The organism is Acinetobacter courvalinii, assembly GCF_014635545.1.
Classification (GTDB): domain Bacteria; phylum Pseudomonadota; class Gammaproteobacteria; order Pseudomonadales; family Moraxellaceae; genus Acinetobacter; species Acinetobacter courvalinii.
In genome coordinates, this window is the sequence record NZ_BMDA01000001.1 from 1,633,753 (window position 1) to 1,648,186 (window position 14,434).

Annotated in this window: 15 protein-coding genes; 9 read left to right on the plus strand and 6 right to left on the minus strand. The window is 43.1% G+C overall.

The genetic code is table 11. The features are described from left to right. Positions 1–38: 38 nt before the first annotated feature. Positions 39–311, minus strand: coding sequence for a non-specific DNA-binding protein Hbs (hbs, locus tag IEV39_RS07430; RefSeq protein WP_004639426.1), 273 nt, complete (start codon positions 309–311; stop codon positions 39–41). A gap of 168 nt (positions 312–479) precedes the next feature. Next, positions 480–935, minus strand: coding sequence for a phasin family protein (locus tag IEV39_RS07435; protein ID WP_004771675.1), 456 nt, complete (start codon positions 933–935; stop codon positions 480–482). Positions 936–1,144: 209 nt separating this feature from the next. On the opposite strand from IEV39_RS07435, the gene IEV39_RS07440 reads away from it, so the two are divergent. From IEV39_RS07440 to fdx, 8 genes are all read left to right on the plus strand, one after another. After that, a complete protein-coding gene (locus tag IEV39_RS07440) occupies positions 1,145–1,783 on the plus strand; it encodes a hypothetical protein (protein WP_005284973.1) in 639 nt (212 codons plus the stop codon). Positions 1,784–1,890: 107 nt separating this feature from the next. Further along, entirely contained in the window at positions 1,891–2,364 is a 474-nt protein-coding gene (locus tag IEV39_RS07445; protein WP_005284970.1) for an Rrf2 family transcriptional regulator, read from the plus strand. Position 2,365: 1 nt separating this feature from the next. Beyond that, positions 2,366–3,583: an IscS subfamily cysteine desulfurase gene (locus IEV39_RS07450; protein WP_005284966.1), complete on the plus strand. Its 1,218-nt coding sequence runs from the start codon at positions 2,366–2,368 to the stop codon at positions 3,581–3,583. 91 nt (positions 3,584–3,674) lie between these two features. Further along, positions 3,675–4,061, plus strand: a complete 387-nt coding sequence (iscU, locus tag IEV39_RS07455; RefSeq protein WP_004639432.1) for a Fe-S cluster assembly scaffold IscU — start codon at positions 3,675–3,677, stop codon at positions 4,059–4,061. Positions 4,062–4,090: 29 nt separating this feature from the next. Beyond that, positions 4,091–4,411, plus strand: coding sequence for an iron-sulfur cluster assembly protein IscA (gene iscA, locus IEV39_RS07460; protein WP_004661460.1), 321 nt, complete (start codon positions 4,091–4,093; stop codon positions 4,409–4,411). 86 nt (positions 4,412–4,497) lie between these two features. After that, positions 4,498–5,016, plus strand: a complete 519-nt coding sequence (hscB, locus tag IEV39_RS07465) for a Fe-S protein assembly co-chaperone HscB (protein ID WP_005284962.1) — start codon at positions 4,498–4,500, stop codon at positions 5,014–5,016. 38 nt (positions 5,017–5,054) lie between these two features. After that, positions 5,055–6,914 carry a Fe-S protein assembly chaperone HscA gene (hscA, locus tag IEV39_RS07470; RefSeq protein WP_005284958.1) on the plus strand — a complete coding sequence of 620 codons (1,860 nt, stop codon included), beginning with the start codon at positions 5,055–5,057 and terminating at the stop codon, positions 6,912–6,914. Between the two features lie 17 nt (positions 6,915–6,931). Next, entirely contained in the window at positions 6,932–7,270 is a 339-nt protein-coding gene (gene fdx / locus IEV39_RS07475; RefSeq protein ID WP_005229757.1) for an ISC system 2Fe-2S type ferredoxin, read from the plus strand. Between the two features lie 59 nt (positions 7,271–7,329). Here fdx and IEV39_RS07480 read toward each other — a convergent pair whose 3' ends face one another. Beyond that, positions 7,330–8,211, minus strand: a complete 882-nt coding sequence (locus IEV39_RS07480) for an NAD(P)/FAD-dependent oxidoreductase (RefSeq protein WP_005284955.1) — start codon at positions 8,209–8,211, stop codon at positions 7,330–7,332. A gap of 112 nt (positions 8,212–8,323) precedes the next feature. Here IEV39_RS07480 and IEV39_RS07485 point away from each other — a divergent pair, with 112 nt between their 5' ends. Further along, complete coding sequence (locus IEV39_RS07485) at positions 8,324–8,779, plus strand: Rrf2 family transcriptional regulator (RefSeq protein ID WP_005284953.1); 456 nt, start codon at positions 8,324–8,326, stop codon at positions 8,777–8,779. Positions 8,780–8,791: 12 nt separating this feature from the next. On the opposite strand, the gene IEV39_RS07490 is transcribed toward IEV39_RS07485, so the two are convergent. The 3 genes from IEV39_RS07490 to mfd all read right to left on the minus strand — a co-directional run bounded on the left by IEV39_RS07490 (position 8,792) and on the right by mfd (position 14,370). Further along, positions 8,792–10,228: an adenylate/guanylate cyclase domain-containing protein gene (locus IEV39_RS07490; RefSeq protein ID WP_005229749.1), complete on the minus strand. Its 1,437-nt coding sequence runs from the start codon at positions 10,226–10,228 to the stop codon at positions 8,792–8,794. Positions 10,229–10,278: 50 nt separating this feature from the next. Then, complete coding sequence (locus IEV39_RS07495; protein WP_004771663.1) at positions 10,279–10,713, minus strand: HIT domain-containing protein; 435 nt, start codon at positions 10,711–10,713, stop codon at positions 10,279–10,281. Positions 10,714–10,911: 198 nt separating this feature from the next. Beyond that, a complete protein-coding gene (gene mfd, locus IEV39_RS07500; RefSeq protein ID WP_032883145.1) occupies positions 10,912–14,370 on the minus strand; it encodes a transcription-repair coupling factor in 3,459 nt (1,152 codons plus the stop codon). Between the last annotated feature and the right edge of the window lie 64 nt (positions 14,371–14,434).

Consider the following 14,434-nt stretch of genomic DNA (forward strand, 5'->3'; position numbering starts at 1 on the left):
AACGCACCCAAAATGGTGCGTTTATTGATTTAAAAAGATTACGCAACTGAATCTTTTAAACCCTTACCAGCTTTGAAGCTAGGTACTTTACTTGCTTTGATTTGTAACTCTTCACCCGTTTTAGGATTACGACCAGTACGAGCAGCACGTTCTTTAACGCTGAAAGTACCGAACCCAACTAAAGTAACCGTATCACCCTTTTTAAGTGCTTCAGTGATTGATGCAATTGTCGCATCGAGTGCCTTACCAGCATCCGATTTTGACACGCCCCCTTTTTCAGCAATCGCATCAATTAATTCTGATTTATTCATGATAAAAAATATCCTCTTAATATCGTTTGTTAAGATCCAAGGCTATAGTTTAAAAGGCCATGACGCCTTTATAGCAATGCTTTGGGGGATAACGCAATACTAGAAAGGCCTTTTAATTAAAATAAATACTGAAATACGACATAAACAGACGAGTTACCTGCATTTTTTTTACTTTTTATTCAATTTGGCCTTCAATTGGTTATTTTCTTCGATTAAGGCATCGACCTTGATATGCAGCTGTACAAGCAACTGTTCGATATGCTGCAAATCCTTAGGTGTCACCAGTCCAATCCGGTTAAGCGAATGATTCACACTGGTATCTAAAATCTTTTCAACCTTGTCTTTGGTATCCGTTACCGATTCTTTGGCCTTTTCGGTGACTTTGCCTACCGTGTTATCGGCGAAATCGACGGTTTTTGATTCTAATTCTTCCCCCACCTTGACCAGCGAGTCAAACAACTTGTTGCCTTCTTCTTCCGCACGCGAAAAAGCACCGAGACCAGCAAGCCAAATCTGTTGTGTATATTTTTTGAAATCTAACGCAGATTTTTTAGAACTCTTTGATTTTGGCTTAGTTTTTACCTCAGCTTCTTCATTAGGATTTTCTATATTTGAGTTATCCATTGACCCTTACTCCTAAGCACTTTACAAACAGTATGTCGTATTTAACCATAAAAATGTTTTTATAATATCAAAGTTAGGACTTGATCGTTTTAAAAAACTGTTCTACAAAGCAAGAAAGTCCTGTAAATTATTTTTAACAATTGAGTAAGGATACTCAGGTTTACGGACATTCTGTTTTTATTGATTGATTAACCAGGAAAACCAGACCTATGAATGATACGCAACAAAGACATAAACATCCGCATTTGTTGCTCAATATTGTCATCATTGTTTTAGAGACTTTTTTCTCTTTTATCCTGACTCATGATGCAGGATTGCGTCTGCACGCCAAAAAGTTAATCGATCAAAAAATCACAATCCGGATTAATAGCTACATTCCGTTTTTCGACTTTTATATCCAGTTTACCGAAAAAGGTCTGTTGTTTGATATGAAGGCACTAGATCGCAATATTGATCTTGAGATTAATAGCACATTGATCGACCTGATCAAGATTTTTGTGTTTAATAATCAGCGTAGCATTGCCAATATGCGTATTCTCGGTGATGCCACGCATGCCGAAGAATTTCTGGATGTCCTCCCGCATCTTACCCTGTCCAGTATTCTGGCAAACTGGAAACAATGGTTTAGTGATGAGGCTGAAGCGGTTGCTTCACAACAACGCATCGCTCCGCTACTGGATAAAATCGATCAGCAGCGTTCGGAAATCAACACCTTGCTGGTTGAAGTCAAGCAGTACCAAAACCGCATTCATCGTCTGCAAAAACGTCAACGCCTGATCAATATTAGCTTTGCTGTTTTAAGCTTTATTTTCATCGCCTTTTTTGTTTATAATACGTGGATACAATAATTCCAATATATTTCACTTTTCACGCTCAGAATGGCAATTTAAAACTTGACTATTTTAGTCGGAATTCATAAAATTTAAACATCTAGTCTAACCATGTGTACCGAATCATGCGTCTTACAACTCGCGGTCGTTACGCAGTGACTGCTCTACTTGATTTAGCTTTGCAGCCAACTGAACAAACGATCACGCTTGCGGAAATAGCAGCACGCCAATCCATCTCAGTCGCTTATTTAGAACAGTTATTCGCGAAACTCAAGCGTCACGGGTTAGTTTCAAGTGTACGCGGTGCAAATGGTGGTTATCACCTGGCGCGCCATGCAAGTGAAATTACTGTGCTAGAAATCATCGAAGCTGTAAATGAAACTGTTGATGCAACGCGTTGTGACCATAAGGGTAACTGCCAGAATGGTGCAATGTGTTTGACTCATGACTTATGGCAAGAACTCTCCCACCATATTGCCGATTATCTTGCAAAAATCACCCTTGCTGATTTGATTGCGCGTGACAACGTTCAAACCGTTGCATTACGCCAGAATTCACCAAGTTTAGATTCAGCCCTTCTATCGGTTACAGGTATTTGACATGAAACGTCCAATTTATCTTGATTACGCAGCAACCACGCCAGTACTGCCAGAAGTTGCAGAACGCATGATGGAATGTTTAACGTTCGAGGGTACTTTTGGTAACCCTGCGTCACGTTCACATGCCTATGGTTGGCAAGCCGAAGAAAAAGCTGAATATGCGCGTGAGCAAGTTGCCAATCTTATTAAAGCAGATCCACGCGAAATCGTTTGGACTTCTGGCGCAACCGAATCTGACAACCTGGCATTAAAAGGGATTGCTCAGTTCTACGGTTCAAAAGGCAAACACATCATTACAAGTAAAATCGAACATAAAGCAGTGTTGGATCCTTGCCGTGAGCTTGAAGAACAAGGTTTTGAAATTACCTATTTAGAGCCAGAACCGCGTACCGGTTTAATTACCCCAGAAATGGTTCAGGCGGCTTTACGTCCAGATACGATTCTTGTTTCACTGATGATGGTAAACAACGAAATCGGTACCGTGACTGATGTGGCTGCAATTGGTGAATTAACACGTGCGAACAAAACATTCTTCCACGTTGATGCAGCTCAAGCCGCTGGTAAAGTTGAAATTGATCTTTCAACCATGAAAATTGATTTGATGAGCTTCTCTGGTCATAAAGTCTATGGCCCGAAAGGTATCGGTGCCCTTTACGTTCGCCGTAGCCCACGTGTTCGCTTAAAAGCGCAAATGCACGGTGGTGGCCATGAACGTGGTATGCGTTCTGGTACTTTAGCGACACATCAGATTGTTGGTGTGGGCGAAGCTTTTGAAATTGCAGGCAAAACCATGCAAGCAGAACAAGAGCGTATTCGCAAGTTACGCGACAAGCTTTGGAATGGCTTACAAGACCTTGAACAAGTATTCTTGAATGGTCACCCAACACAAAATGTTGCTAACTATCTAAATGTCAGCTTCAACTTCGTTGAAGGTGAGTCACTGATGATGGCATTGAAAGATGCAGCTGTTTCAAGTGGTTCTGCATGTACCTCTGCAACTTTAGAGCCGTCATATGTATTACGTGCTTTAGGTTTATCTGACGAGTTGGCACATAGCTCAATCCGTTTCAGTTTCGGTAAATACACCACTGAAGCAGATATTGACTACGTGTTAACCATTACCAAAGCTGCTGTTGAGAAATTACGTGAACTTTCTCCGCTTTGGGATATGTACAAAGAAGGTATCGACCTTTCAACAGTTGAATGGGCTGAACACTAATTCATCAGGTGCTCAATAGAGCATCTCATTGAAAAGTATGTTTTAACCCTCATATTAATATTAGGCTGACCCCGAGGTTTGGAGAAGCGACATGGCTTATAGCGAAAAGGTAATTGATCATTACGAAAACCCTCGTAATGTTGGTGTTTTAGACAAGAATGCTGAAAATGTAGGTACAGGTATGGTCGGTGCACCTGCGTGTGGCGACGTAATGCGTTTACAAATTCAAGTCGATGACAATGGCGTAATTGAAGAAGCTCGCTTCAAGACTTATGGCTGTGGTTCTGCAATCGCATCAAGTTCACTGGTAACCGAATGGTTAAAAGGTAAAACCCTTGATGAAGCTCAAGCGATCAAAAACATTGATATCGCAACTGAGCTTGCACTTCCACCAGTAAAAGTACACTGCTCTGTCTTGGCTGAAGATGCAATCAAAGCTGCGATTGAAGACTATCGCGGTAAGAAAGCGAAAGCTTAATTGATGACCGAAATAACATTGGAGTTTTCATGATCCATTTAACTGAAAATGCTGCGACTCACATCAGCAATTACCTGCAAAACCGAGGTAAGGGTGAAGGCATTCGTATTGGTGTGAAAACTTCGGGTTGTTCTGGATTGGCTTATGTACTTGAGTTTGTCGATGACATCGACACACACGACCAAGTATTTGAACAACTCGGCGTTAAAGTCTTTGTAGACCCGAAAAGCCTGGTTTATCTCAATGGTTTAGAGATGGACTATGTTAAAAATGGTCTTAATGAAGGCTTTGAGTTTAACAACCCAAACCAAAAAGGTGAATGTGGTTGCGGTGAATCATTCACTGTTTAACCCCAACCACTACTCTCTTTCTTTTCGTCAAAACAGTGTGTTCCGCACTGTTTTAACGTATTTATCAATAGCGGAATTCATCTCCCATGAATCATTTTGAGTTGTTCCAATTACCAGAAGCACTCGATATAGATTTAGCAGCTTTAAAAAAACAGTTTTTAAGTTTGCAACAGCAATATCACCCGGATAAAGCCAGCGACAAAGATCAGGCGCTGATCAAGTCAAGCGAAATCAATCAGGCTTATAAAGTATTGTCACTGGTTGATAGTCGTGCTGCCTATCTGCTCGCCCTGAAAAAACAAGATCATCATCTTGATCAATCCATCAACGATTTTGAGTTTTTGCAATCTGCACTCGAAATGCGCGAGCAACTGGATGAAGCGACCTCAACCGAGCAGCTCCGTACTTTAAAAGTTGAAATTCAGCAATGGATTGATAGTTTAGTCCGCGAATTCAAAATCGATTATGCGGATGAAGACTGGGCTGAGGCACGTGATACTGTTCGTAAGCTACGCTTTTTCCAACGTGTCATGAATGATATTGATAAAGCTGAAGATCGTATGCTGGACGAAGAAGATAGCTTCGATCTAGACGATGATTTTTAATCCGCTGTTACCGATTATTTTCAAGGGATACCGTACGCATGGCGCTTTTGCAAATTGCTGAACCAGGTCAATCTACCGCACCACACGAACATCGTATTGCGATCGGGATCGACTTAGGGACAACCCACTCTTTAGTGGCGACAGTGCTATCGGGAAAACCGAAAGTTCTACATGATGACAAAGATCGGGTTCTACTTCCCTCTATTGTTCATTACGCGAAAGATTTGACAACGTTTGGTTATGAAGCCAAACCGTTTATGATGACCGACCCCAAAAATACAGTTGTTTCAGTGAAACGCTTTATGGGTCGTTCACAGGCTGATATTAAATTCCAGCATCCCTATACCCTTGTTGGCGCAGAAAATGAAATGCCAGCATTTGAAACGGCTGCCGGACGTAAAACCCCGGTCGAAATTTCTGCCGAGATCTTAAAACAATTAAAAGATCGCGCTGAAGCCAGCCTGAATAATCCTGTCAATGGTGCAGTGATTACCGTTCCTGCTTATTTCGATGAAGCACAACGTCAGGCAACACGTGATGCAGCTCAGCTTGCCGGACTCAATGTTTTACGCTTATTGAATGAACCCACTGCTGCTGCGGTGGCATATGGTCTTGATCAAGAGACCAATCTCAGTACAGACCGCAACTATGTGATTTACGACCTCGGCGGCGGTACGTTTGACGTTTCAATCTTGCGTTTCTCCCAAGGTGTATTTGAAGTCCTTGCTACAGGTGGACATACTGCACTGGGTGGAGATGACCTTGATCGTTTAATCGTAAAATGGGCTAAAAAACAGCTCAATATCGAAACATTAAGCGATGAGGAATATGCGGTATTTGTTATTGCTGCACGTCAAGCCAAAGAACATTTAACCGATCACGAATCGGCCGAATTAAAATTACTGGATGATCGCTTAACACTCGACCGCACTACTTTTGAATCGATTATTCAAGTCGCACTCGACAAAACCATGAGTGTCTGCAAACGCGTATTACGTGATGCCAAACTTGAACTCGATGATATTGAGCATGTGGTTCTTGTGGGCGGTTCAACACGTTCTTATGCCGTACAAAAAGCGGTACGTGAGCTGTTTGAACGTGAACCGTTATGTACCATTAACCCGGATGAAGTGGTTGCAATTGGCGCATCAATTACCGCCAACCAGCTCATCGGCAATAGCCAAGATGGTTCATTATTGCTTGATGTGACCCCACTCTCTCTTGGTTTAGAGACCATGGGTGGCTTGGTTGAGCGTCTGGTTTCACGTAATACCGCTATTCCGGTTGCACGCCGTCAAGAATTTACCACTTATCAAGATGGCCAAACAGCGATGTTGATCCATGTGGTTCAAGGTGAACGCGATCTGGTTGAGCATTGCCGTTCCTTAGGTCGTTTTGTGTTACATGGCATTCCACCAATGACTGCGGGTCAAGCACGTATTGAAGTGACATTCCAGGTCGATGCCGATGGCTTACTCACTGTGTCTGCGAAAGAAACCACCTCTGGTGTGCAAGCGAAAATCGATATCAAACCGTCGTATGGCTTATCCGCTTCAGATACCGAACGTTTACTGGTAGAAGGTTTCCAGCATGCGGAGGAAGATAAACAGCTTCGCCACTTGCAAGAAACCAAAGTTGAAGCACAACGTGAGCTAGAAGCCTTAGAGCAAGCCTTGAAAGCAGATACCGATCTACTTTCTCAGCAACAGGCGCGCGACTTGATTCTTGCCGCTGAAGCGTTGAAAGCTCGTCTTAAAACCGATGAGCTTGCAGCGATTGAACATGCTGTTCAGCAACTTAAAATTCACAGCGATGCCTTTGCTGCGCTTCGCATGAACCGACATATTGACCATGCCTTAAAAGGTACGAAACTTGAAGATTGGTCAAACTCAAACTAAAGGTATAGGTGATCAATATGCCACGTATTAAAGTTCTTCCTCATGCACAAATTTGCCCTGAAGGTGCAGAATTTGAAGTCGAACAAAACGCCAATTTATGCCAGAGTTTATTAAAAAATGGCATTAAAATTGAACATGCTTGTGATATGTCTGCAGCATGCACTACCTGTCACGTGGTGGTGCGTAAAGGCTTTGACAGCCTTGAAGAAATGAATGATGTTGAAGCAGACTTGCTTGATCGTGCCTGGGGCTTAGAGCCTGACTCACGTCTGTCGTGCCAGGTTGAAATTGTGGATGAAGATTTAGAAATCGAGATTCCTAAATACACCATCAACCATGCTTCAGAAAATCATTAAGATCAAGTCATGATTCAAGCAATAGAAAAGCTAGAGTAAATCTCTAGCTTTTTTTATGATTAAACAAAAATTAAAGAACGATGCGCAGCGACGCCTGCCAGAGTACCATCACCAACAGCAAGTGATACCGAACCACCCAAGCGCGCCACATCACCACAGGCAAAAATTCCTGCAACCGAAGTTTCCTTCATGGCATTGGTTTTAATCACCTCACCCATGGCACTCTGTTCCATCTCACAGCCCAGCTTAAAAATCCAGTCCTGAGCAATACTACATTTGGTCGTTGCAAAAATGCCCTCTAGCTGAATAACAGCGCCATCTGCAAGCAAGACATCGCTTTGCCCTATAATTTTCTGAATCAGTCGCTGCTCGATTACAACGCCACGCGCCTTTAATTGCTCAAGCAATTCATCAGCCAACGGATAGTCGTTTATAAACAGAGTGGTTTCGCCCCAGTCTGGGAGCATCATTGCCAAATGAGCAGCATGTTCTGAGCTGGTAATAATGCCAATTTTACCTTGATTCAACTCATAACCATGACAATAAGGACAATGGAAGACTGACTTGCCCCAGCGTTCCGTCAAACCTGCAATATCAGGCAATTGATCGCTAATGCCAGCAGCAATGATTAGACGCTTGGCCGTAATTGAATGTGTTGCATCAATACCTACCACAAAACCCTCTTCAATTTTTTCTACGCGCTCTACACTGCCATTCTGCCAATCCACAGTTTCATAAGCCAAAACTTGCTGCTTTGCGATTTGCGCAATTTCACTTGCCTGCGTCCCATCCTGAGTCAGAAAACCATGGGAATACTCGGCAAAGCGATTTCTGCGCTTTCCAGCATCAATAATCAACACTTTTCTGCGCGCTCTCGCCAATGGCATTGCCGCAGCCAAACCTGCATAACTTCCACCAATAATCGCAACATCATATTGCATAGGATTCACCACCTATATGTAACTTTTAAAGTTACGTTAATACTTTTTATTTTAATTTGCAACTTTTGATGTTACATTTAAATCATTCGCTTATTTCGTTTGGATTGATTAGATGCGTACTGACAGTAAACTCTCCCGAATGCTGCATGTGCTTTTACATATGGCCAGACAACAGAAGACTTTTACCTCTGAAGAAATTGCGCAAATGCTATCAACCAACCCTGTGGTGGTCAGACGGACCATGTCAGGTTTAAAAAAAGCAGGATTTGTCCACTCAGAAAAAGGCGCTGGTGGTGGTTGGCAGCTAACCGGAGATTTAGAAAAAATTACCTTGTGGGATATTTATCAAGCTGTGGGTGAACCCACTATTTTTGCAATCGGTAATGAAAGAGAGGATCCAGAGTGCTTAGTTGAGCGTGTGGTAAACGCCGCTTTAGATCAGGCCATTCAGGATGCACAGTACATTTTAACCCGACAGCTAAAATCCACGACGCTGGCAGCGCTGGCTTTAGAATTTGATCATTTATATGCGATGCATGAACATCAGAATAGCCATACTCAACATTGAGTATTGAATTGTCTATCTCACTTCATCATCTAAAGTGAGTTTAGGAATACCCTGCGCATTGGTAATTTTTTGCTGGGTTTTGATACGCTGCACCATGTTTTCCAGAATCTCGACCAGTTCTGGATATTCATAGTTTTGCACTTCTTCCAGATTGAGCACCAAATGGAAGCCTTTATAATCAAAATCAAACCATTGTTGCGTATCAGACTTTTTGCCAGTGAATTTTTCCATCACCTGCCAGGTTTTCACTGGACCTTGAATGCCTTTTAAATAGATCGGCACTTTTGGCACACATAAAAACTCGTTTTTAATCAGTTGATGGGTGTCATCGGCAATGAGGATTTCATCCACCTCAGCAGCAGACTGCAAACGTGCAGCCAAATTCACATCACGCCCGACAATGGTATAGGCCATACGATGTGAAGCGCCATAGTTGCCAACGTGGCAATAACCGGTACTGATCCCCATGCGGATGTGCAAGGCTGGATAGCCCATTTTCTTCCAGCGTTCACGTAACAATTTCATTTGTTGACGCATCGCAATTGCCATTTCCACACAAGATTTTGCATCTTGTTCAACGCCTTGTGAGTTGGGATCACCAAAGAAAATAAGAATCGCATCGCCCATAAACTTATCGACGGTTGCTTCATATTGCTTGGCAATCTCGGTCATATGACTCAGATAGTCGTTCAGCAAGAAGGCTAAATCGTCCGGGATCAGGGTTTCTGAAAGTTCCGTGAAACCTTGAATATCAGAGAAAAAGATCGTGAGCTTTTTACGCTTATATTCAATTTTCGCTTCCGCCTCGCCGCGCATGATCGACTGCCACAATTGCAAGGGTGCATAGCGACTGAGCTGATTGGCAAAAGCAATATAGCGAGTCATCTGATTATGGTAATGCTGGCGTTGCTGCCCGAGAATATTCAGGCGACGGTGCTGGTAATAGTTACCGATCACGATAAACATCATCAAGCCAAGCAGACTCACGACAGTCAGTTCAGGATTGGTCGGTTCAAAATACTCTTCAGTCCCAAAAATGACATAGGTACTAAAATAAAAAGTCATTACCCCAATCAAACCGATCAGACATGAGACGGGCAAGGAAATCTTATTGTTCAGCCCTACATAGAGCAATGCAAACAAGATGGTAAATGTTGGAACCAGACTTAGATGTAATGCAGCAAGAACCAGCGCAATAAGGATGGCTTCATTGGCAAATAGAACGTTTTTTTCTATTTTTTTATCAAATTTATATTGCAGCCATTTTTCCAAACGCGGGCAAAACAGAAAATAGGCCAATAATAATGGAAGGAGATAGAGTTGGTAGCTAGCACTGGTAGAGGTAAATGTATAAATTACCAGAATCAGTGACAGAATCGAGTATCCCATCAAACGATGGAAATAAGCGAACTGTCTAGGTTCTTTATCAATTAACCTATCTAGTGGCACTCTGTCCTCCTTTCTTATTATAGAATACTGTTTTTATTCTATTTTCTGGATCAGTCCATACGCCAGTCAAACGGCATATCACCCTGACCACGTAACGCAAGCATCAGTGTTTGACGCATGTGCGCGAGTACATCGTTACTATAAGGTACTGCTGGTGTGCCCCAGACAGGTTTCGGCCATGCCACATCGTTTTGATAACGCACCACATGATGAAAATGAAGCTGAGGAACAACGTTCCCTAATGCCGCAACATTCATCTTGTCTGCACGGAACACACGTGAAAGCTGGCTTGATAACCAACTTGATTCACGTAGAAATTGTTCTTGGTCTGCCTGGCTGAGTTCATATAATTCTGTAACACCTGGTACACGCGGTACAAGGATCAGCCAAGGAAATTGCATATCATTCATTAAACGACATGTTGAAAGCGGAAAGTCGCCTACAAAAAATGTATCTTGAGCAAGTTGTGGATGCAAACTAAACATATCTTTATAAATGATGCAGAATAATGATGATCAATACTATCACATCAGTTTTGATGTGAATATTCTTAGTCACCCGTTTGATTACAAATAACAATGATTTTCCTCATTTATTGCAGCAACATCTGACCAAAAACATGTCGCGATCTTGCAAACAACCAAACTTGCTCATTTAACACTCAATGATCATTTTTCAAGATACTAATTCAACTCGCTCACCAGCTTGTTGAGCAGATCAATAATGAACTGGATTCGCTTGTCATACTCAGCCAGTTGCACCATGACTTTCAAGCGTTGCCCGCCTTCCATCCGGTAATACGTCGGCTGCTTCTGCATCAGTTGAATGATACTGATCGCCTGCACAGGTGTGTCTGGAGAAAACTCGATATAACCGCCATTGCTGTTGATATCAATCTTGGTAATGCCCAGTTGTTCTGCCTTTAAACGCAACTGGTGTACGCTAAATAGCTGTTTCACCGGTTGTGGCGGAATCCCAAAACGGTCAATCAGCTCCATACGGATGTTATCGAGCTTTTCCTGACTATCGGTATTACTGATGCGCTTATAGAACAACAGGCGCTGATGTACGTCCCCAAGATAGTCATCAGGAATCAACGCCGGCATATGTAAGTTAATTTCAGCCGTTAATGACAGCGGGGCATCAAAGTTTGGTGTTTTACCCTTCTGGATTGCTTTGGTCGCTTTCTCAAGCATTTCCATATACAGGCTATAACCGATAGCCTGCATTGAACCGCTTTGCTGCTCACCGAGCAACTCACCCGCGCCTCGAATTTCCAGATCTTCGGTTGCCAGCATAAAGCCCGCACCCAGCGTTGAAGCACGTTGAATGGCATCCAGACGTTTCTCTGCATCCCCTTTCAGATGCTTGATAGAAGGCACCAACAAATAGGCATAAGCTTGATGATGTGAACGACCAACACGACCACGTAACTGGTGTAATTGTGCGAGGCCGAGCTTATCTGCACGTTCGATAATAATGGTATTGGCATTCGGTACATCAATACCGGTCTCGATAATGGTCGAGCACACCAATACATTATATTCCTTATGGTAGAACTGCTGCATCACCTGCTCAAGTTCACGTTCACGCATTTGTCCATGCGCCACCGCAACACGTGCTTCAGGCACCAGATGACGGATATTTTCGGCTGTCCGTTCGATGGTATCCACTTCATTATGCAGGAAGTACACCTGCCCACCGCGTAACAATTCACGCAGAATTGCCTCTTTCACCGAATCATCGGTATGCTCCTGAACAAAGGTTTTCACCGCTAAACGACGTGCTGGCGGCGTGGCAATAATCGAGAGATCACGCATGCCAGAGAAAGCCATATTCAAGGTACGCGGAATTGGTGTCGCTGTCAGCGTTAGCATATCCACATCGGCACGTAGCGCCTTGATCCGTTCTTTGTCACGCACACCAAAACGATGCTCTTCGTCCACAATCATCAGGCCAAGATTCTTAAATTGCACGTTTTCTTGCAGGATTTTATGTGTGCCGACCACGATATCGACCTTACCGTCGGCCAAATCTTCAATGATTTTTAAATGGGCTTTGTTACTACCAAATCGAGAAAGTACCTCGATGCGCACGGCCGTATCGGCAAAACGGTCTTTAAAGGATTCATAATGCTGTTGTGCCAGCAAGGTGGTTGGCACCAATACCGCCACCTGTTTATTGTTCTGTACCGCCACAAATGCTGCACGCATCGCCACTTCGGTCTTACCAAAACCAACATCACCACAGACCAGACGATCCATCGGTTTGGCCAGCTGCATATCATGAATAGTCGCTTCAATGGCATTGGCCTGATCGAGCGTTTCCTCATAAGCAAAGCCGCTGGCAAATTGCATATAGCCAGTATGGTCCAGCTCAAAAGCAAAACCGGGTTTGGACTGACGACGCGCCTGAATGTGCAGTAGTTCAGCCGCCACATCATGAATCTGCTCCAAAGCCTTACGTTTCGCTTTGCTCCAGGTATCTGTACCCAGCTTATGCAACGGGGCCAGATCAGGGTCCCCGCCACTATAACGGCTGATCAGATGTAAATTAGTGACAGGAACATACACTTTTGCGCCATCAGCATAATCCAGCTGTAAAAACTCATGATCCTGCTCATCAATTTCCAGCGTCACCAAGCCCGCATAACGTCCGACCCCATGATCAATATGTACTACAGGCGCGCCAATGCTGAGCTCGGTTAAACTACGAATTAAAAATTCTTCTGAAACTTCCTGCTGACGCTTACGACGGCGCTGCACCACCCGATGTTCATACAGTTGATTTTCTGAAATGACCGATAACTGCTCTGTAAGCAACAAACCACGATCTAAAGGGGCACTGGTAATGGCGACCGTTAATTTATCTTTCTGAAACTGGGCAAAACTCTCTACATTCTGAATTTCGCCCAACACAGAACGTAGCGCATCTTTTAAGGTTTCACGTCGACCCGCACTTTCTGCCACCAATAGCACAGGATGTTTAGCCTGATCGATATACTGTTTAACTGCGTCGAAAGGTTGTGGCTTTTTCGGATCAACGGGCAATTTTGGCGGTTGCTCAGCAGCCAGATTTAATACACCTGCTTTTGCTTCAAATGCATCTGCTGAGGCTATAATTCTTGGGAACTGATTGAGTGCCTGCAATACATGATTCGGCATCAAGAACAGTTCTTCAGGCGGCAGAATCGGTTGGTCAATATTATGGCGACGGTCTTCATAGCGACGCATCACTTCTTTCCAGAAATTGATTAATTCATCTTCAATTTCATTATTTGTAATGACAACGCAATGCTTTGGTAAGTATGTCGTGAACATACTTTGCGCTTCCATCACCTTTTTATCAAAGAATAATGGCAGGTAAAACTCTAATCCAGGGGTCGAAATACCTTCAAGTACATCCTGATAAATTGGATTTTTCTTTGGATTTACCGTTGGGAAACTTTCCGCATAACGGTCTCTGAAAATAGAACGTCCTTGTTTTAAAGGAAATTCTTTCGCAGGTAACACCGTGAAGTTTTTTAATGATTCTGTAGTACGTTGTGTTTCTGGATCAAAGAATTTTAAGCTTTCAATTTCATCATCAAATAAGTCAATCCGAATCGGCTGATCTTGTCCAGAAGCAAAAATATCCATGATACTACCGCGAACAGCAAACTCGCCGTGATCATATACCGTATCCACCAGACGATAACCCGCTTGCACCAACTGCTTTTTTTGTACTTCTAAATCGAGCTTTTGCCCAACCTTAATATCAAAGTGTTCACCCACCACCCATGAATATGGCGCTACACGCTGGGCCAAGGTACTGGCCGAAATCAGTAGAATGCCCTTTTGCGGCATATGCGACAAAATCGCTAGACGCTCAGATACAATATCCTGATGCGGAGATAAACGGTCATACGGCAAAATTTCCCAATCCGGAAATATCGTCGGCTTAATCCCATAAAACTCGAGTTCACTTTCCAGTTGGGCCAGATGCTGATTATTTCGAGCCACAATCACATAGAGATTGGAGCTTTGAGTTGCGATTTCTTTGAATAATAATGCAGCCGATGATCCCAGCAAGGAACCGATCCAGCGTTTCTCGCCCGCTTTAAATTGTTGTAGGTTTAATTGAGAGATTTCTTGTTGGAACATAGAGAAAATCATGCAATCTAAAAAGATAAGTCCCCTATTTTAGCATGATGTTTTTTGTGAATAG